This is a genomic window from Pantanalinema sp., from assembly GCA_036704125.1.
Classification (GTDB): domain Bacteria; phylum Cyanobacteriota; class Sericytochromatia; order S15B-MN24; family UBA4093; genus JAGIBK01.
Map to the genome: position 1 here is coordinate 21,094 of DATNQI010000028.1, position 18,475 is coordinate 39,568.

General features: G+C 68.3%; 14 protein-coding genes. 11 read left to right on the plus strand and 3 right to left on the minus strand.

The annotated features are described in order from the left end of the window. Positions 1 to 10 precede the first annotated feature (10 nt). Both V6D00_04230 and V6D00_04235 read left to right on the plus strand, forming a co-directional pair. A complete protein-coding gene (locus tag V6D00_04230) occupies positions 11 to 3,049 on the plus strand; it encodes an FAD-linked oxidase C-terminal domain-containing protein (GenBank protein HEY9898367.1) in 3,039 nt (1,012 codons plus the stop codon). A 21-nt stretch (positions 3,050 to 3,070) separates the two neighbouring features. Continuing rightward, a complete protein-coding gene (locus tag V6D00_04235) occupies positions 3,071 to 4,159 on the plus strand; it encodes a glucose 1-dehydrogenase (GenBank protein ID HEY9898368.1) in 1,089 nt (362 codons plus the stop codon). Here the strand turns inward: V6D00_04235 and V6D00_04240 are convergent. Then, the gene (locus tag V6D00_04240) at positions 4,143 to 5,882 is read right to left on the minus strand and encodes a thiamine pyrophosphate-dependent enzyme (GenBank protein ID HEY9898369.1); all 1,740 of its coding nucleotides are present in this window, start codon (positions 5,880 to 5,882) and stop codon (positions 4,143 to 4,145) included. The genes V6D00_04235 and V6D00_04240 overlap by 17 nt on opposite strands. 430 nt (positions 5,883 to 6,312) lie before the next feature. Here V6D00_04240 and V6D00_04245 point away from each other — a divergent pair, with 430 nt between their 5' ends. The 4 genes from V6D00_04245 (at position 6,313) to nhaD (ending at position 10,037) form a co-directional block, all read left to right on the plus strand. Beyond that, a complete protein-coding gene (locus V6D00_04245; GenBank protein ID HEY9898370.1) occupies positions 6,313 to 6,597 on the plus strand; it encodes a CxxC-x17-CxxC domain-containing protein in 285 nt (94 codons plus the stop codon). A 24-nt stretch (positions 6,598 to 6,621) separates the two neighbouring features. Beyond that, positions 6,622 to 7,863 carry a DEAD/DEAH box helicase gene (locus V6D00_04250; protein HEY9898371.1) on the plus strand — a complete coding sequence of 414 codons (1,242 nt, stop codon included), beginning with the start codon at positions 6,622 to 6,624 and terminating at the stop codon, positions 7,861 to 7,863. Positions 7,864 to 8,003: 140 nt separating this feature from the next. Continuing rightward, positions 8,004 to 8,492, plus strand: coding sequence for a large conductance mechanosensitive channel protein MscL (gene mscL, locus V6D00_04255; GenBank protein ID HEY9898372.1), 489 nt, complete (start codon positions 8,004 to 8,006; stop codon positions 8,490 to 8,492). Positions 8,493 to 8,579: 87 nt separating this feature from the next. After that, positions 8,580 to 10,037, plus strand: a complete 1,458-nt coding sequence (gene nhaD / locus V6D00_04260) for a sodium:proton antiporter NhaD (protein ID HEY9898373.1) — start codon at positions 8,580 to 8,582, stop codon at positions 10,035 to 10,037. Here nhaD and V6D00_04265 read toward each other — a convergent pair. Continuing rightward, entirely contained in the window at positions 10,018 to 10,548 is a 531-nt protein-coding gene (locus tag V6D00_04265) for a methylated-DNA--[protein]-cysteine S-methyltransferase (GenBank protein ID HEY9898374.1), read from the minus strand. The genes nhaD and V6D00_04265 overlap by 20 nt on opposite strands. Positions 10,549 to 10,616: 68 nt before the next feature. Then, on the minus strand, positions 10,617 to 12,914 hold the full coding sequence (locus tag V6D00_04270; GenBank protein ID HEY9898375.1) for an aconitate hydratase: 2,298 nt from the start codon (positions 12,912 to 12,914) through the stop codon (positions 10,617 to 10,619). 304 nt (positions 12,915 to 13,218) lie between these two features. Between V6D00_04270 and nosZ the strand changes: the two genes are divergently transcribed. From nosZ to V6D00_04295, 5 genes are all read left to right on the plus strand, one after another. Beyond that, positions 13,219 to 15,084, plus strand: a complete 1,866-nt coding sequence (gene nosZ, locus V6D00_04275) for a Sec-dependent nitrous-oxide reductase (protein ID HEY9898376.1) — start codon at positions 13,219 to 13,221, stop codon at positions 15,082 to 15,084. Positions 15,085 to 15,147: 63 nt separating this feature from the next. Next, positions 15,148 to 15,756 (plus strand): hypothetical protein, encoded by a 609-nt coding sequence (locus tag V6D00_04280; protein HEY9898377.1) that lies wholly within the window; start codon positions 15,148 to 15,150, stop codon positions 15,754 to 15,756. Beyond that, complete coding sequence (locus V6D00_04285; protein ID HEY9898378.1) at positions 15,756 to 17,117, plus strand: nitrous oxide reductase family maturation protein NosD; 1,362 nt, start codon at positions 15,756 to 15,758, stop codon at positions 17,115 to 17,117. Before V6D00_04280 ends, V6D00_04285 begins: the two co-directional genes overlap by 1 nt. Beyond that, a complete protein-coding gene (locus V6D00_04290; GenBank protein ID HEY9898379.1) occupies positions 17,114 to 18,040 on the plus strand; it encodes an ABC transporter ATP-binding protein in 927 nt (308 codons plus the stop codon). The genes V6D00_04285 and V6D00_04290 overlap by 4 nt, the downstream gene beginning before the upstream one ends. After that, positions 18,037 to 18,474, plus strand: a complete 438-nt coding sequence (locus V6D00_04295; GenBank protein HEY9898380.1) for a nitrous oxide reductase accessory protein NosL — start codon at positions 18,037 to 18,039, stop codon at positions 18,472 to 18,474. Before V6D00_04290 ends, V6D00_04295 begins: the two co-directional genes overlap by 4 nt. Position 18,475 lies beyond the last annotated feature (1 nt).

Genomic DNA, 18,475 nt, shown 5'->3' on the forward strand with positions numbered 1-18,475 from the left:
GAGGTAGGGCATGCGCCAGTCACGCACGAGCCGAAAGACGGATCCCCGGATCGCCTTCTTTCGAGAGGGCGGCCAGGCAGCAGCGCTCGAAGCGGCGCTCGCCCAGCGCATCAAGGGCGAGGTACGCTTCGACGACGGCAGCCGCGCCCTCTACGCCACCGACGCCTCCAACTACCGCCAGGTACCAATCGGCGTCGTCATCCCCCGCGACGCCGAGGACGTGGTGGCGACCCTCGAGACCTGCCGCCGCTTCGGGGCTCCAGTGCTCGGGCGCGGCGGCGGCACCAGCCTCGCGGGCCAGGGCTGCAACGTGGCCGTCGTGCTCGACTTCTCGAAGGTCATGCATCGGCTGCTCTGGCTGGACCCCGAGGCGCGCTTGGCGAGCGTCGAGCCGGGCATCGTCCTGGACCGCCTGAGAGAGGCAGCCGAAGCGCACGGGCTCACCTTCGGGCCGGACCCTGCCACCCACACCCACTGCACCCTGGGCGGGATGATCGGCAACAACTCGTGCGGCGTCCACTCGGTCATGGCCGGCCGTACCTCCGACAACGTCGAGACGCTGGGGATCCTGACCTACGACGGCCACCGGATGCGCGTCGGAAGGACCGACGAGGCGGAGCTCGAGCGGATCCTCGAAGCGGGCGGCGCGCAGGCCGAGCGCTACCGAAAGCTCCTCTCCCTGCGCGATCGCTACGCCCCCTTGATCCGCGCGCGCTTCCCGAAGATCCCGCGCCGGGTCTCGGGGTACGCCCTCGACGAGCTCTTGCCGGAGAACGGCTTCAACGTGGCCCGGGCGCTGGTGGGCAGCGAGAGCACCTGCGTCATGGTGCTCGATGCGACCGTCCGGCTCGTCCCCAGCCCCCCGGCGCGCAGCCTCCTGGTGCTGGGCTACCCCAGCGTGTTCGAGGCGGGCGATCACGTCCTCGAGGTCCTTTCGGCCGACCCGATCGGCCTCGAGGGGATGGACGATCGGCTCGTCAACGACATGACGGTGAAGGGGCTGCACCCGAGGGACCTGAAGCTCTTGCCGGATGGGCGCGGCTGGTTGCTCGCCGAGTTCGGCGGTGAGACCAAGGCCGAGTCGGACGCGCGCGCCCGGGCCCTGATGCGAAAGCTCGCCAAGCTCGCGCATCCCCCCACCATGAAGCTCTTCGACGATCCGACCCAGGAGGCGATCGTGTGGCGGGTGCGCGAATCCGGCCTCGGCGCGACCGCGTTCGTGCCCGGCAAGCCCCTCACCTGGGAGGGCTGGGAGGACTCGGCGGTCGCCCCCGAGAAGCTCGGGGCGTACCTGCGCGCTTTGCGCGAGCTGCTCGAGACCTACGACTACGGCTGCGACCTGTACGGTCACTTCGGGCAAGGCTGCGTCCACACGCGGATCGACTTCGATCTCGAGACGGCCGCAGGCATCGAGAAGTTCCGCTCCTTCGTCTCCGACGCGAGCGACCTGGTCGTGAGCTTCGGGGGATCCATCTCCGGCGAGCACGGCGACGGGCAGTCCAAGGCGGAGTTCCTGGGAAAGATGTACGGCCCCGAGCTGCTCGAGGCCTTCGAGGAGTTCAAGGCCATCTGGGACCCCGAGGGCAAGCTCAACCCCGGCAAGATCGTCGATCCCTACCGCGTGGACCAGAACCTGCGCCTGGGCACCGGCTACCGGCCGCCCCAGCCGAAGACCCACTTCAAGTTCCCCCAGGACCAGGGCAGCTTCTCGCGCGCGACCCTGCGCTGCGTGGGGGTCGGCGAGTGCCGAAAGGAAAAGATGGGCACCATGTGCCCGAGCTACATGGTCACTCGCGAGGAGAAGCACGCGACCCGCGGGCGCGCACGCCTGCTCTTCGAGCTGTTCCAGCAAGACGTGCTCAAGGGCGGCTGGCGCGAGCCGAGCGTCAAGGAGGCCCTCGATCTCTGCCTGGCCTGCAAGGGGTGCAAGGGCGAGTGCCCCGTGAACGTGGACATGGCGACCTACAAGGCGGAGTTCCTCTCCCACTACTACGAGGGCCGCCTTCGCCCGCGCGCGGCCTACGCCTTCGGGCAGATCCAGCGCTGGGCCGAGCTGGCCTCTCGGGTGCCCTGGCTCGCGAACCTCGCCACCCAGACGCCCCTCCTCCGCGAGGTCGCCAAGGCGATCGCCGGGGTGGCCCCAGCCCGCGCGATCCCGGCCTTCGCCCCCACGACCTTCAAGCAGTGGTTTTCCGAACGCGAGGCCAAGCGCACAAACGCCCCGCCGGTCGTGCTCTGGGCCGACACCTTCAGCAACCACTTCCAGCCCGAAGTGGCCATGGCCGCCGTGGAGGTCCTGGAGGACGCCGGCTTCCGCGTCGTGCTGCCTGGCGGCAAGCTCTGTTGCGGCCGCCCCCTCTACGACTACGGCTTCCTCGACCAGGCCGAGACGCAGCTCGCGACGATCCTCCGGGCCCTGCGCCCGGCCTTGCGCCGGGGCACGCCGATCGTGGGACTCGAGCCAAGCTGCGTGGCGGTCTTCAGGGACGAGCTCGGCAATCTCTTCCCCGACGACGAGGACGCCAAGCGCCTCAAGGAGCAGGTCTTCCTGCTCGGCGAGTTCCTGGTGAGCCAGGGTTACTCGCCCCCCGCGCTTGGGGGCCGCGCCATCGTCCAGGGCCACTGCCACCAGAAGGCGATCATGGGGATGGACGGCGACGCGACGCTGCTCAAGCGGCTCGGCCTCGACTTCGAGATCCTCGACTCGGGCTGTTGCGGCATGGCAGGCGCCTTCGGCTTCGAAGAGCAGCATCACGAGGTGGCCATGCAAGTCGGCGAGCGCGTCCTGCTGCCTGCCGTGCGCGAGGCCGACGCCGAGACCCTCGTGATCGCGGACGGCTTCAGCTGCCGCGAGCAGATCAGGCAGAGCACGCCCCGCAAGGCGCTGCACCTGGCCCAGGTCCTGAGCCTGGCCATCAGGCAAGGCGCCCCTCGAGGAGCGCCCGAGCCCGCGCGTGACGCGCCCCGCCGGCGTGCGCTGCTTGGGGCTGCCGGAATCGTCCTGCTGGGAGGAGCGCTCGCGTTCGCCTGGCGCCGGCGCGGACGCTGAAGGCGCCAGAGAGGAGGCCCCATGAGAGCCGCCGCCGTCGAGACCAGCAAGCCCGAGAGCCTTCACCTGGAAACCCTCTGCGCTCCCGAGCCCGCCCCGGACGAAGTGCGGGTGGACGTGCTCGAGGTCGGGCTGTGCGGCACCGACCGGGACATCGTCCTGGGCAAGTACGGCGAGGCGCCGCCGGGGGAGTCCTTCCTGATCATCGGCCACGAGAACCTCGGGGTCGTCTCGCGTGCGGGCTCAGGCGTCACCTCGTTACGCCCCGGCGAGCTCGTGGTCGCGACCGTCCGGCGCCCCTGCCCCGAGCTGTGCCTTAACTGCCAGGCCGGCGAGATCGACATGTGCCGCACCGGGCACTTTCGCGAGCGCGGGATCAAGGGCATGCACGGCTACGCGGCCGAATCCTACGTCGAGAAAGAAGCGTACCTGGTCAGGGTCCCCGAGAGCCTGACCAGGGTGGCGGTCTTGCTCGAGCCCCTGAGCGTCGTGGAGAAGGCGCTGCGCGAGGTCTCGTTCGTCCAGGAGCGCCTCGTCTGGAAAGCCGAGCGGGCGCTCGTCACCGGCGCGGGGCCCATCGGGCTGTTGGCGGCGCTGGTGCTGCGGCTCAGGGGGATCGAGACCCACCTGGTGGATCTCGTCGAGGCGGATCACCCCAAGGCGCACCTCGCCCGGGCGCTGGGGGCGAGCTTCCACTCGAGCGACGCCCACCACGGGCTAGGCGAGCTGGTCCAGGGCATCGGTCGCCCCGACGTGATCGTCGAGGCGACCGGGGTGAGCGCGATCTCCTTTCCGGCCATCCTGACGCTCGCGCCCAACGGCGTCCTCGTGAGGCTGGGGCTCAGCCCCTCCAGGCAGGCGCTGGCGCTGCCCGGCGACGTCATCAACCAGGTGATGGTGCTCGAGAACATCGCGGTGCTCGGCAGCGTCAACGCCAACATCCGGGACTTCGCCCGGGGCGTCGACGACCTGCTCGAGAGCGAGCGGCGCTTTCCGGGCTGGCTCGAGGGCCTGATCAGCCGCAGGATCCCCCTCTCGGCGCTGGATGCCGCCTTCGAGAAGGAGCCCGACGACATCAAGGTCGTGCTTTCGATCAGCCCTCCTCCTTGATCCCCTCGAACATCTCGCGCAGGAAGGCGATCCCGTAGCCGGTCGCCTGCCCCCGCTCGATCTTGGGGGGGAAGGGGATCTCGTTCGGCTGGACGACGGCATCCACGATGGCGGGCTTGCCGGAGGCGATGGCGGCGCGCACGGCGTCGCGGGCGTCCTTGGGGTCCTCGACCCGGACGCCGAAGCCGCCGCAGGCCTCGGCGAACTTGGCGAAGTCGGGGTTGTGGAAGCGGATCCCGAACTCGGGGATGCCCGCGACCTCCTCCTCGTACTTGATGAGGCCCAGCTTGGAGTTGTTGAAGACCACGACCACGATGGGCAGCGCGTACTTCACCGCCGTCGTGAACTCGCCCATCCCCATGACGAAGTCCCCGTCGCCCACCCCCGCGAGCACCTGGCGATCGGGACAGGCGAACTTCGCGCCGATCGCGTACGGCAGGCCGCACTGCATCGTCCCCATCAGGCCCGAGCCGATGAAGCGCTGGCGCCCGTTGACGAGGAAGTTCCGCGCCATCCAGACGGTGTTGGCCCCCGAGTCGGTCGCGATGATGGCATCGTCGGCAGCGCACTCCTGGAGGGCCCGGGCCATGACCTGCGGGCGCATGGGGGTGCGCGAACTGGCGGCCTGCTGATCCATGATCTTGTTCCACGCGCTGCGCGAGCGCTGGCACCGCTCGAGCCACTCGCGCGCCTCGTGCCGCTGGCACCGCTCGGCGATCGCGGGCACGGCCAGGTGGACGTCGGCGCACAGGCCGATCGTCACCGGGTAGCGCTTGCCGATCTGGTAGGGGTCCTGGTCGATCTGGATGGTCACGCAGTCGGTGTCGTGGGGCAGGAAGTCGGTGTAGGGAAAGGAGGTCCCGAGCATCAGGAGCAGGTCCGCGTCGGCGATGGCCTCGACCGAGGGCCGGGTCCCGATCAGGCCCAGGCCGCCGAGCACGTGGGGGTCGAAGTCGGAGACGGTCTCCTTGCCCCACAGCGCCTTGACGATCGGAGCGCCGAGCTTGTCCGCCAGCCGCAGGAGGGCCGTCTCCAGGCCCTGGCACCCGCGCCCGACGAAGAGCACCGGGCGCTTGGCCGCGTCCAGGGCCTCGACCACCTTGGCGATCGCCTCGGGGTCCGGCGCGTGGGTGGGCTTCGAGAACTGGTGGTCGGCCCTGGGGGCGTTGCCGGGCAGGACCGAAAGCCCGAGATCCACCGGCACGCTGAGGTGAGCAGGCCCGCTGCGGGCGTAGGCGGCGCGAATCGCGCTGGAGGTGACGATCCGGGCGTTGAGCGAGCCGCCGAGCACCCCGTTCCAGACGGTGCAGTCGCCGAAGGTCAGGTAAGGGTTGTACTCCTGGTTCTGCTCGGTGCCGAGGCTGAAGGAGTCGGTGTTGCCCGTGAGCGCCAGGAGCGGGATCTTGTCCCGGTGCGCCTCGAAGAGGCCGTTGGTGAGGTGGGCGGCGCCGGGCCCCGCGGTCGTCAGGCAGGCGGCGAGCTTGCCCGTCAGCTTGGCGTAGGCGGTGGCCATGAAGGCGGCGTTCTCCTCGTGCCTGACCAGCACGAACTTGATCCGGTCCCGCTCCTTGATCAGGCCGTTGATCAGGCCGTCGACGTTGTCGCCGGGGATGCCGAACACGACCTCGACCCCCCAGTCGGCCAGCGTCTCGATGATCGCCTCGCCGGTCGTCTTCTGGAGGCCGCTTCGAACCTGATCGAGCGGCGAGCGAGAAATGGGCATGCGCACCTCCAAGGATAGGGCGGATCGCCGGACGGCGGGTGGATTCACGCCTCTAGCCTAGAGAGTCCCCCGCCTCCTGGCGATGGCCCAATCGCTCAATCCGTTCGAGAAAGTGCAGGAACATTCGCCCAAGGCCGGGAAGCGATCGGCCCCCTTGCCGCCGCCTGGCCCCTCCGGTCAGGCAAAAACGCGGGCCCTCCCGGGCGCATGCCAGGAGCAAGTATTTGGCGCCAGAAGGAAGCTTCCCTCTTTCCCATGAGGCCAGGTCCTGCTATGATGGATCAGGATATCGGCGATAGGCCCTCAGGCCGGTTGCCACCATACGATTGTTAAAAGTGGAGAGTCTGCGTTTAACAGCGCGGGCTCTTTCTTTTGCGAGACGCCCGGGCCAACCGGTCCGGGCCGCTCGTAAGAAGGGGGAAAACCTACCATGGGCAAGAATTCGACCAAGGCCGAGAAGGCCAAGCGCAACCTCGAGTACGCCAAGACCCACAAGAAGAAGGCCGCTCCCACGCGCCGCTTCTCGCGTCCGGCTCCTAGCCCCACGGCTGCGCCTTCGACCGGCGCCCCCGTCGGCGGCGGCATGGGCGCTCCGCGCACCCTCTACCCCGCGGTGTGCAGCACCTGCGGCATCGAGACCACCGTGCCCTTCGAGCCGACCGCCGGCAAGCCGGTGCAGTGCCGCAACTGCTTCCAGCCCAAGGCGCGCGTCTAACCCGACGCGAGGAAAGGAACCATATTGGCCTCTCACTTCGAGGAGTTCGACCTCCATCCCGCCGTGCAGCGGGGCCTTAAGGCGCTCGGTTTCGAGCACCCCACGCCCGTCCAGCAGCACGCCATCCCGCTTGTCCTGGCCGGGCGTGACGCCCTGGTCCAGGCCAAGACCGGCTCGGGCAAGACCCTTGCCTTCGGCTTGCCGCTGCTCACGCTGCTCGCGCCCAAGGGGTATCCTCAGGCCCTGGTAATCGTTCCCACCCGGGAGCTTGCGATCCAGGTCTGCGAGGCGATCGCCTCGATCGGGAGCACGGGCAGCATCAAGGCGCTCCCCATCTACGGAGGCGTCAGCCTCAACCGGCAGGAAGACGCCCTTCGCCGGGGGGTGGACCTGGTGGTCGGCACTCCGGGCCGCCTCAAGGACCTGCTCCAGCGCGGCAGCCTGAACCTCGGCCGGGTGCGCATCCTGGTGCTCGACGAGGCCGATCAGATGCTCGACATGGGCTTCAGGCGCGACATCGAGCACCTGATGGCGCAGCTGCCCCAGCGACAGCAGACCCTGATCTTCTCGGCGACCATGCCCAAGGAGATCGAGGCGATCGCCCACCGGCACCTCAAGCAGCCCGCCGTGGTGAAGCTGGTGCAGCAGGCGGAGGTCTCTCCCATCGAGATCAGCCACTACTACCTGCGGCTCAAGCCCGAGCAGCGCCTCGACGCCCTCATCGCCATGCTCGAGGACGAGCGCCCGGACCGGGCGATCATCTTCACCCAGATGAAGCACGAGACCAAGCGCCTCGCCCTCAAGCTGGAGCAGAAGGCGAGCATCAAGGCGGGCTTCCTCAACGGCAACATGTCGCAGAACGCGCGCAACACCATGCTCGATCGCTTCCGTTCCGGCGACATCCGGACGCTGGTGGCGACCGACGTGGCGGCGCGCGGCCTCGACATCGAAGGGGTCAGCCACGTCTTCCACTACGCGGTGCCGACGACGGCCGAGACCTACATCCACCGCAGCGGCCGCACCGGCCGCAACGGCAATGAAGGCAAGACCGTCATCATGGTGACCGCCGACGGAGAGGCCACCTTCAAGGCCATCCAGAAGAAGATCGCCTGCGAGCCCTTCCCCCTCGATCTCTCGCGCCTTCCCGCCCCCGCCCTCGGCGTGCCGGGAGAGGACGAGGATCGCCCCAGGGCCCCGCGCATGGATGCGCGCGGCGCCAGGAACAGGCAGCCCCAGGCGCCTGGACAGCGCTCGCGCAGACGCTAAGCGAATCACCCACGCCGGCCGCGAGACATCTCGCGGCCGGCGTGCCGTTCTGGGGACCGCGGTTAGGGCCGCATCCCTGTAGGCCTTTGATCCCGTGCGCGCTTAAGCTGCCGGCACTGACGCGCCGAAAGGAGAGTCGCATGAGCATCGTCAAGGAGTTCAGGGAGTTCGTCGCGCGGGGCAACGTCCTCGATCTGGCGATCGCGGTGGTGATCGGGATGGCCTTCGGGCGGGTGATCACCTCCTTCGTCGACGACGTGCTGATGCCCCCCATCGGCATGCTGTTCGGCAAGACGGACTTCTCCAACCTCTTCGTCACCCTGAACGGCACGAGCTACCCGTCGCTCGAGGCAGCCCGGGCCGCCGGCGCCCCCGCCATCGCCTACGGGGCATTCATCAACACCCTGATCCAGTTCCTCATCGTCGCCGCCTCGATCTTCGCCGTCATCAGGACCTACAACCGCCTCGCGGGCCGCGGCGCCGCGACCCAGCACTGCCCCTTCTGCGACACCGACATCTCGACCAAGGCGAGCCGCTGCCCCAACTGCACCTCGGCCCTCAAGCCGGGCGTCACCACGACATGGCTGCCCGAGGCCCGAGAGGCGCCCGAGAAGGCCCCGCGCGGCTAGGCGCCCCCTCGCGGCCCCGGTTGCCCTCAAGCGGCAAACAGGGCATGCTTGAGGGGGAATCCCCCTCGTACCCCGCAAGGATGGCCGATGACGTCGCTTCGCACCCTGCTCGTTCCTCTCCTGACGGCGCTCTTGGCGCTCATGCTGCCGGCGAGCGCCTGGGCGAGCGCCCCACAGAGCGCCGCCCCGCTGGATCTGACGCTCACCTGGTTCGGCATCGCGAGCGTCGTCGTCTTCGCGGTGGCCTACGCCCTGGTCATGGGCGAGGAGGCCCTGCACCTTCGCAAGTCCAAGCCGGTCATGATCGCAGCCGGGCTCATCTGGGCGCTCATCGGCCTGGCCTACGCGCGCGTGGGCGACACCCACACCGCCGAGGCCGCCATCCGGCACAACCTGCTCGAGTTCGGCGAGCTCTTCCTCTTCCTGCTCGCCGCGATGACCTTCATCAACACCCTGGACGATCGCAGGGTGTTCGACGCGCTGCGCGCGTGGCTGGTGGGGCGCGGCTTCTCGCTGCGGGGCCTGTTCTGGGTGACGGGGGCTCTGGCCTTCTGCATCTCGCCCGTCGCAGACAACCTGACGACCGCGCTCTTGATGGGGGCGGTCGCGCTGGCGGTGGGGGCCGGAAAGCCCAAGTTCGTCGCGGTCGCCTGCATCAACGTGGTGGTGGCGGCCAACGCCGGGGGGGCGTTCAGCCCCTTCGGGGACATCACCACCCTGATGGTCTGGCAGAAGGGCCTCGTCACCTTCGGCGAGTTCTTCGACCTGTTCGTGCCGGCGCTGGTCAACTGGCTGGTGCCCGCGACCCTGATGGCCTTCTCCATCGAGCAGGGCAAGCCCGAGCCGATCGCCGAGACCATCACCATGCGCCCCGGCGCCATGCCGGTGCTCGCCCTCTTCGTCGGGACCATCGCGCTCGCGGTGAGCTACCACAACTTCCTTCACCTGCCCCCGGTGCTCGGGATGATGACCGGCCTCGGCATCCTGAAGCTCTACGGCTACTTCTTGAGCCGCGCGCCCGAAAGGCAGGTGGCCATCGTCAACGAGCCGGACGACGTGTTCGCCGAGCCGCTCGCCATTCCCCACGCCCACGTCCACAAGGACCGCTTCGACGTGTTCAAGCAGCTCGAGCGCGCCGAGTGGGACACCCTGATGTTCTTCTACGGGGTCATCGTCTGCGTGGGCGGGCTCGGCACCCTGGGTTACCTGGGGCTGGCCTCCGGCTGGATGTACGGCGAGCTGGGCCCGACGACGGCCAACGTGCTCGTCGGGCTCATGTCGGCGGTGGTGGACAACATCCCGGTCATGTTCGCGGTGCTCTCCATGAACCCCGACATGTCCCACGGCCAGTGGCTGCTCGTGACGCTCACCGCGGGCGTCGGCGGGTCGCTGCTCTCGATCGGATCGGCGGCGGGGGTGGCCCTGATGGGCCAGGCCCGAGGGGTCTACACCTTCATGTCCCACCTGCGCTGGAGCTGGGCGATCGCCCTGGGCTACGCCGCGAGCATCGGCGCGCACCTGCTCATCAACCGTTCGCTGTTCTGATTTTCGCCTCTCGCGCGAGAAGCTCGCGCTTGCGCTCGACGCCCCAGCGATACCCCGATAGCCCGCCGTCGCTCCTCACGACGCGATGGCAGGGAATCGCCAGGGCCAGGGCATTCGCGGCGCACGCCCGGGCGACCGCCCGGAAAGCGCGCGGCGAGCCGATGCGGCTGGCGATGTCGGTGTAGCTCGCCGTCGAGCCGACGGGAATTTCTCGCAAGGCCTGCCAGACCCGCTCCTGGAAGGCGGTGCCGCGGATGTCGAGCGCCAGATCGAGCCCCAGGGCCGGTTCCTCGATGAAGCCCGCCACCTTCGCGACGAGCGGCTCGAGGTCGGCATCGCCGCCGATGAGATCGGCCCCGGGGAAACGACCTTGCAGGTCGCGCAGCAGGGCGTCCGGGTCGTCGCCCATCAGGATGGCGCAGACGCCCCGCTCGCTGATGGCGACGAGAAGCGCGCCGAGCGAGCGCTCGCCGAAGGCGAAGCGGATCTCGGCATTTCCCTGAACCTTCATGTGCGCTCCATCCACCCTTTCACGTCGTGAACACTATCTACCCCGAACGGCAGGGGCCCGATACCTCTTCAGCACGAGCTGCCCGGCTGACCCATCTTGTTCTCGATCTTCGTGAGGAGGTTCAGGGCGGATCCCGCATAGAACCAGCCGATCTGCTCCATGGTCAGGGTGTGGTTGAGGGTGACGATGTCCGCGCTGCCGTCCGCGTGCTTCACGAGCATGTTGACGGTCCGCACGGGGTCCAGCTCCCGCAGGTACTCCATGGAGACGCGGTCGCCCTGCTTGATCTTGTCGTAGTCGGCGGGGTTGACGAAGGTCAGGGGCAAGATCCCCTGCTTCTTGAGGTTGGACTCGTGGATGCGCGCGAAGCTGCGCGCGACGACCGCCGCGCACCCCAGGTAGCGCGGGCTCATGGCCGCGTGCTCGCGGCTCGACCCCTCGCCGTAGTTCTCGTCGCCGACGATCACCCAGCGCTTGCCGCGCGCCTTGTAGTCGCGCGCGACCGCGGGCACGTCCAAGCCCCCTTGATCGGTGTAGACGTTGTTGGTCTTGCCCCGCTCGTCGGTCCAGGCGTTGATGGCCCCGGTCAGCATGTTGTCCGAGATCCTGTCCAGGTGACCGCGGAAGCGCAGCCAGGCCCCCGCCGGGGAGATGTGGTCGGTGGTCGTCTTTCCCTTGGTCTTGATCAGGACGGGCATCTCGTTGAACTCGGTATCGGCCATGGGCTCGAACGGATCCAGGACGTGCAGGCGCTCGCTGCTCTCGGGGATGAGGATGGCCACCTGGCTGCCGTCCGCGGGGGGCTCCACGTAGCCCACGCGCCGCCCCAAGAAGCCCTTCTCGGGCACCTCGGGCGCCTTCTTGGGCGGCGAGAGCCGCCAGACCCGGCCGTCGTGGGTCGTGAGGGAGTCCGTCAGGGGGTTGAAGCACAGGGTCCCGGCCAGGCCGTAGGCCATGGTGATCTCGGGACTCGCGATGAAGGCGAAGGTCTCGGGGTTGGCGTCGTTGCGGCCCGGGAAGTTGCGGTTGAAGGAGGTGATGATGGTGTTCTGCTCGCCCTTCTGCACCTCGTCGCGGCGCCACTGGCCGATGCAGGGGCCGCAGGCGTTGGCGAGCACCGTCGCCCCCACCGCCTCGAGGCTGTCGAGCAGGCCGTCGCGCTGGATGGTCTGGTGGATCAGCTCGGATCCGGGGCTGACCATGAAGGGGACCTTCATCTTGGCCCCCGCCGCACGCGCTTGCTCGGCGATATCGGCGGCGCGCGAGATGTCCTCGTAGCTCGAGTTGGTGCAGCTGCCGACGAGGGCCACCGAGATCCGGCTGGGGTACTGGTGGCTCTCGACGTCCTTGGCGAGCTGCGAGACCGGCCGCGCCAGATCGGGGGTGTGGGGGCCCACGACGTGGGGCTCCAGGGTGCTGAGGTCGATCGTGACGACCTGATCGAAGAACTGGTCGGGGAACTCCTCGACCTCGGGATCGGCCGATAGCAGGTGGGCATGGCGGTTGGCGAGCGCGGCGAGCGCCGCGCGCTCGGTGGCCTCGAGGTACAGGGCGCTGTGCGGGTCGTAGGGGAAGATCGAGCTGGTCGCGCCGACCTCGGCCCCCATGTTGCAGATGGTCGCCTTGCCGGTGGCGCTGAGGGTCCGCGCGCCGGGCCCGAAGTACTCGATGATCCGGTTGGTGCCGCCCTTGACCGTGAGGATGCCCGCCACCTTGAGGATGACGTCCTTGGGGGCGGTCCAGCCCGAGAGCTCACCCATCAGCTTGACGCCCACGAGCTTGGGCTGCAGGACCTCCCACGGGAAGCCCGCCATGACATCGACCGTGTCCGCCCCGCCGACGCCGATCGCCACCATCGAGAGGCCCCCCATGTTGGGGGTGTGCGAGTCGGACCCGATGATGAGACCGCCCGGAAAGGCGTAGTTCTCGAGCACCACCTGATGGATGATGCCCGAGCCCGGTCCCCAGAAGCCGATGCCGAACCTGGCGCAGGCGCTCTTCAGGAAGTCGTAGACCTCCTTGTTGCTCATCTCGGCGCGCCGGGTGTCGGCGAGCGCGCCCTCGTAGGCCTGGATCAGGTGATCGCAGTGGACCGTGGTGGGCACCTTGACCCTGGGCAGCTTGGCTTGCATGAACTGGAGGATGGCCATCTGGGCCGTGGCGTCCTGCATGATGACGCGATCGGGCCGCAGGCTGAGGTAGGCCGCGCCCGGCATCAGGACCTGGTCCGCGGGCCTGTCCAGGTGGCCGAACACGACCTTCTCGGAGAGGGTGAGGGGACGAGCGAGGCGCTTGCGAACCAGGGCGAGGCGCTCCTCCATCCGCTCGTAGAGGGATTGGACCATCTCGGGGGTGGTGTCGATCATGGGAAACACCTCTCTCCAAGGCCTGTTCAAGAGCCTGACCCGCCCTTTCTCCCATCCTAGAGCAAAAGCCACCCGCCTACAGCAACGAGGCGCATGTCCCGGTCCCATCGGAGCGAACAGGTCCTCCAAGCGCCGAGGCCGGCGCGCCCTCTGGGTATTCCACGGATGTCGCTTACATCTCGGCGCATGGTAACCTAATGTAAGGACTCCATGCCTTGAATCGAATCAAGGCCCCAGCATTCATGCCCAAGGTGGAGGCTCGCGACCGCGCCCTCCATCGCAAACAGCAGGGAGAGATGTATCTATGAGGAAACAAGCGAGGTTCCTGGCCGCCCTCTCGGCAGCCACCAGCTTGATCGTTCTTGCGGGCTGCGGCCCGTCCGGTGGCGGCGACAAGGGCGCCACCAAGGGCGGGGCCGCGGGCGGGGACGATCGAATCGCCCACGATGCGGCTCAGCGCACCTTCGTGCCGCCCGGCCAGCTCGACGATTACTACCTGTTCTACTCGGGCGGTCACTCCGGCCAGGTCTACCTGGCGGGCATCCCCTCCATGCGCCACATCGCGACCATCCCGGTCTTCACGCCGTACCCCGGCACCGGCTACGGGTACGACGAAGAGTCCAAGAAGATGCTCGGCGGCTACACCTGGGGCGACGTGCACCACCCCTCGCTCTCGAAGACCAACGGCGACTACGACGGCCGCTGGCTGTTCGTCAACGACAACGCCAACAACCGCGCGGCCCGCATCGACCTGCGCGACATGAAAACCCACCAGATCATCAAGATCCCGAACGTCTCGGGCAACCACGGCTCGGCCTTCGTCACCAACAACACCGAGTACATCCTGTCGGCCTCGCGCTTCTCGGCGCCTCTGGCCGGCGGCTTCGCCCCGGTCAGCCAGTACAAGACCGCCTACCATGGCATCGTCGCGGGCGTGAAGATCGACCCCAAGACCGGCAACATGTCCAACGGCTTCCAGATCAAGATGCCGCCCCTGGACTTCGACCTGGGCAGCACCGGCAAGGGCCCCTCCGAGGGCTGGGCCTTCTGGACGAGCTACAACTCCGAGCGCGCCACCGGCCGCCTCGAGGTCACCGCGAGCAAGAACCCCAAGGACTACGTCGTGGCCTGCAACTGGAAGGCGGCCGAGGCCGCGGTCAAGGCGGGCAAGGCCGACATGGTCGGCGGCGTCCCGGTCATCGACCCCGCCAAGGTGCCGGGCATCGTCTACCTCCTGCCCACCCCGTCGAGCCCGCACGGCGTCGACGTGACCCCCGACGGCAAGTACATGGCCGCCTCGGGCAAGCTCGCCCCGGTCGTGACCATCTTCGACTTCGCCAAGCTCCAGGCGGCGATCGACAAGAAGGACTTCACCGGCGACGAGGACGGCGTGCCGGTCGTGAAGTTCGAGTCGGTGAAGACCGCCGAGGTGCCCGTGGGCATGGGCCCGCTGCACACCGAGTACGACGACCAGGGCAACGCCTACACCTCGCTCTTCCTCGAGAGCGCGGTCGCCAAGTGGAAGGTCGGCACCTGGGAGGTCCTCGACAAGATCCCCGTCGCCTACAACGTCGGCCACATCGCCGCCGCAGGCGGCAACACCAGCCATCCGTACGGCAAGTACCTGGTCTCCCTGAACAAGCTCTCGAAGGGCCGTCACATCACCACCGGTCCCTCGCAGCCCGAGAGCTCGCAGCTCATCGACATCACCGGCAACAAGATGACGATGCTCTACGAGACCTTCACCGAGCCCGAGCCCCACTACGCCCAGATCATCAAGACGGATGCGATCAAGCCCATCGAGGTCTACCCGAAGGACGAGAACAAGAATCCCAACGCGATCTGGAACCCCAACGACGCGACGATCACCCGCAACGGCAAGGACGTGACCATCAAGATGTTCACCATCCGCACCTTCTTCGCGCCGACCGAGATCGCGGTCAACAAGGGCGACCGGGTGACCATCCACGTCACCAACGCGGAGCAGACCCGCGACGAGATCCACGGCCTGGGCATCAGCGAGTACAACCTGAACGTGGTGATCGACCCGGGCGAGACCAAGACCGTGTCGTTCGTTGCGGACAAGCCGGGGGTCTTCCCCTTCTACTGCACGAACTTCTGTTCGGCGCTTCACCAGGAAATGCAGGGCTACTTGACTGTCAAGCCCTAGCAGGCAACCATCGAGGGGCCCGGGCAGCCGGGCCCCTCACCACAGGGCTCAAAGGAGCAAGCCATGGCCATCCCCAGAACCGACCGCCGCATGACCAAGATCCCGCGCCTTCTGGCGCTCGTCGCCGCCGTGCTCGTCGGTCTTTCCTTCCTCTTCCCCCTCTGGACCCTCCACCTCCAGGCACCCCAGTACCCCGAGATGTTGAACCTCAACGTCTACGCCTACAAGCTCGAAGGCAGCGCCAACCCCCTGATCAACGACCTCCAGGAGATCAACACCCTCAACCACTACATCGGCATGGCCGAGATCCACGCCCAGAACTTCCCCGAGCTGAAGCTGATGCCCATCGCCCTGGCCGCAACGGCAGTCCTGCTTGTCCTGGCCGCGGCCCTCGCCTGGTGGGAGCTGCTCGCCGCCGCGACGGCGACCCTGGCGCTCACCGGCGTGGCCGGCATCGCCTCGGCCTACTTCAAGCTCTACTCCTACGGTCACAACCTGTCCCTGGACGCTCCTCTCAAGATCAAGGGCTTCACCCCGCCGCTGCTCGGCAGCAACAAGCTCGTGAACTTCATGACCCACGGCATGTTCGGGCTGGGCGGCTTCATGCTCATGGTGACCGGTGGGCTGCTGCTTTACGCCCTCTATCTGCACCTGAGGCCGCGAAGAGCGTGATGCGGCCGGCAGCGCTCATCCTGGTTGCAACCCTCGCGCCCCTGGCCCTCCCGTTTGCGGTCCGGGCCGCCGAGTGGCGCGTGGGCCCGGGCGGCTTTCCCACCATCGCTGCGGCGATCGCCGCGGCGCATCCCGGCGACGTGATCCGCATCCCGGCCGGCCGCTACCCGGAGCGGCTTTTCCTCGACAAGCCGCTGACCCTGGTGGGCGAGGGCATGCCCACCATCGACGGCCTCGGCAAGGGCGACGTCGTCGCCGTCAAGGCGCCCGGCTGCCGGATCGTCGGCCTGCACCTGACGGGCAGCAGCCGCGAGATCCTCTCGGACGCGGCCGCCATCAAGATCGACGCCGACCGCACGGTGGTCGAGCGCTGCACGATCGACCAGAGCCTTTACGGCCTCTACATCAGCGACACCCAGCACGCCCGAATCATGAATAATGACATCACCGGGATCGCGACCATGGGCATCCACGAGCGCGGGGACGGGATCCGCCTTCACAACTCCGCGCACAACCTGATCAAGGGCAACCGGATCCAGGACACGCGCGACGGGATCTACTTCAACGCCTCGCCCTTCAACGACATGCGGGACAACGCGATCCGCCGGGTGCGCTACGGCCTGCATTACATGTCCTCGGACGACAACACCTTCAGCCGCAACCGCTTCACCGAGACCGAGGCGGGCTCGGCCCTGATGTTCAGCCGGCGCATCCACCTGCGCGACAACCTCTTCGCGGGCAACCGGGGCTACCGCGCCTACGGCCTCTTGATCAAGGACTGCGAGGACAGCACCGTCGAGGGCAACGCCGTGGTGGGCAACCGCGTGGGCATCTTCCTGGACGGGGCCATGCGCTCGACGATCACCCGCAACCGGGTCGTGGGCAACGACCTCGGCTTCGAGGTCCGCGGCAGCTCCGAGGGCAACACCCTCTCGGCCAACACCATCGCGGGCAACACCGAGACGATCGCGACCCCCACCGGCATCGGCGAGAACACCTGGCGCGGCAACTACTGGAGCGACTACCGCGGCTACGACCTGGACGGCGACGGCCTGGGGGACGTTCCCCACGAGGCCGGGAGCGTCTTCTCCTTCCTGGTCGAGAACTACCCGCCCGCGCGCCTCTTCCTGCTGAGCCCCGCCGTGCAGGCCCTGGAGTTCGCCGAGCGTACCTTCCCCATCGTCGACGCGCCGAGCATCCGGGATCCGGCCCCGGCCGTCCACCCCACCGTCGCCGCCGAGCCGGCAGCGGGTGAACGGCGAGAGGCGTCGCCCAGCGCGCCCTTCCTGGCCCTGGCCGCCGGCCTCCTGCTGCTCGGCCTGCTTCCCCTCCTTGCATCACGAAGAGCACTGCGCCCATGATTCGAATCGAGAACCTGGCAAAGGAATACGGAGCGCTCAAGGCGCTCGACGGGCTGAGCCTCGAGACCCGCTCGGGCGAGGTCCTGGCGCTCCTGGGCCCCAACGGCGCCGGCAAGAGCACGACCATCAAGAGCATCGTCGGCCTCGTGACGCCCACGCGCGGCCGGGTCCTGATCGACGGGATCGACGTGGCGCGCGAGCCCCGGCGCGCCCGGGCCCTGATCGGCTACCTGCCGCAGCGGGTCCACTTCTACGACAACCTCACCCCGCGCGAGGTGCTGGCCTTCTACGCGCAGCTGCGCAAGGCCCCCCGCACCCAGATCGCCCCTTTGATCGAGCACGTCGGCCTCGGCCATGCCGCCGATCGGCGCACCGCTGGCTTCTCGGGGGGCATGCTGCAGCGCCTGGGCCTGGCCGTCGCGCTGTTGGGCGAGCCACGCCTGTTGGTGCTCGACGAGCCGACCGCGGGGCTCGACCCCGAGGGCTCGCTCCTCTTCAAGGAGACGATCCAGGAGCGCCGGCGCTCGGGGACGACCGTGCTGCTGTGCTCCCACCTGCTCGCCGAGGTCGAGTCCGTCGCCGACCGCATCGCCATCTGCAACCAGGGGCGCATCGCCGCCATCGACTCGCTGGATGCCATGCGCGAGAGCCTGGCCCTTCCGACCCGGATGGTCCTGCGGGTGGCGGGCGGTACCGATCCCGCGGCCATCGCCCTGCGCTCGGGGGCCCGCGAGGCGGAGCTGCGCGGCGAGACGTTGCGCCTGACCATCGACTATCACCGCAAGGCTGCGGTGATCCTGGCGCTCGAGGAGCGCGGGGTCGCCGTCCAGGACCTGCGCACCGAGGACCCGAGCCTTGAGGACATCTTCATGGCCGTCGTCCACCGCTCGACTTCGTCCCCCGAGGAGGTATCCATCCGATGAAGCCCACGATCCCGTCCGTCGCCCTGTTCGCGAGCCTGGCCCTGGTGGGCTTCACCAGCCAGGGCAAGCCGGTCGACGTCATGCCCGAGGCCGACGAGTGCGCCACCTGCGCCATGGCCGTCACCGACGTGCCCCTCTCCGCCGAGATCACCCTCAAGAACGGCGACGTCAAGAAGTTCGACGACATCGGCTGCATGGCCCAGTACGTCCGGCGCAAGAAGCTCCTTGAGGACAAGATCAAGGGCATGTTCGTGCACGACCTCAAGAGCGAGCGGTGGCTCCCGCTCGAGCGCGCGATCCTGGTCAAGAGCACGTACCCCACGCCCATGCGCTACGGCATCGTGGCCTTCTCGTCCCTTGCGGACGCCAAGGCGCTGCCTGCCAGGTACAAGGGCAAGACCGTCACCTGGTCTTCGGTGCTGAAGGGGTTTTAAA

Excerpts from the sequence above, each read along its gene's own strand:
- V6D00_04230 (HEY9898367.1), top strand. The coding sequence starts at position 11 with ATGCGCCAGTCACGCACGAGCCGAAAGACGGATCCCCGGATCGCCTTC.
- V6D00_04235 (HEY9898368.1), top strand. The coding sequence starts at position 3,071 with ATGAGAGCCGCCGCCGTCGAGACCAGCAAGCCCGAGAGCCTTCACCTG.
- V6D00_04240 (HEY9898369.1), bottom strand. The coding sequence starts at position 5,882 with ATGCCCATTTCTCGCTCGCCGCTCGATCAGGTTCGAAGCGGCCTCCAG.
- V6D00_04245 (HEY9898370.1), top strand. The coding sequence starts at position 6,313 with ATGGGCAAGAATTCGACCAAGGCCGAGAAGGCCAAGCGCAACCTCGAG.
- mscL (HEY9898372.1), top strand. The coding sequence starts at position 8,004 with ATGAGCATCGTCAAGGAGTTCAGGGAGTTCGTCGCGCGGGGCAACGTC.
- nhaD (HEY9898373.1), top strand. The coding sequence starts at position 8,580 with ATGACGTCGCTTCGCACCCTGCTCGTTCCTCTCCTGACGGCGCTCTTG.
- V6D00_04265 (HEY9898374.1), bottom strand. The coding sequence starts at position 10,548 with ATGAAGGTTCAGGGAAATGCCGAGATCCGCTTCGCCTTCGGCGAGCGC.
- V6D00_04270 (HEY9898375.1), bottom strand. The coding sequence starts at position 12,914 with ATGATCGACACCACCCCCGAGATGGTCCAATCCCTCTACGAGCGGATG.
- nosZ (HEY9898376.1), top strand. The coding sequence starts at position 13,219 with ATGAGGAAACAAGCGAGGTTCCTGGCCGCCCTCTCGGCAGCCACCAGC.
- V6D00_04280 (HEY9898377.1), top strand. The coding sequence starts at position 15,148 with ATGGCCATCCCCAGAACCGACCGCCGCATGACCAAGATCCCGCGCCTT.
- V6D00_04285 (HEY9898378.1), top strand. The coding sequence starts at position 15,756 with ATGCGGCCGGCAGCGCTCATCCTGGTTGCAACCCTCGCGCCCCTGGCC.
- V6D00_04290 (HEY9898379.1), top strand. The coding sequence starts at position 17,114 with ATGATTCGAATCGAGAACCTGGCAAAGGAATACGGAGCGCTCAAGGCG.
- V6D00_04295 (HEY9898380.1), top strand. The coding sequence starts at position 18,037 with ATGAAGCCCACGATCCCGTCCGTCGCCCTGTTCGCGAGCCTGGCCCTG.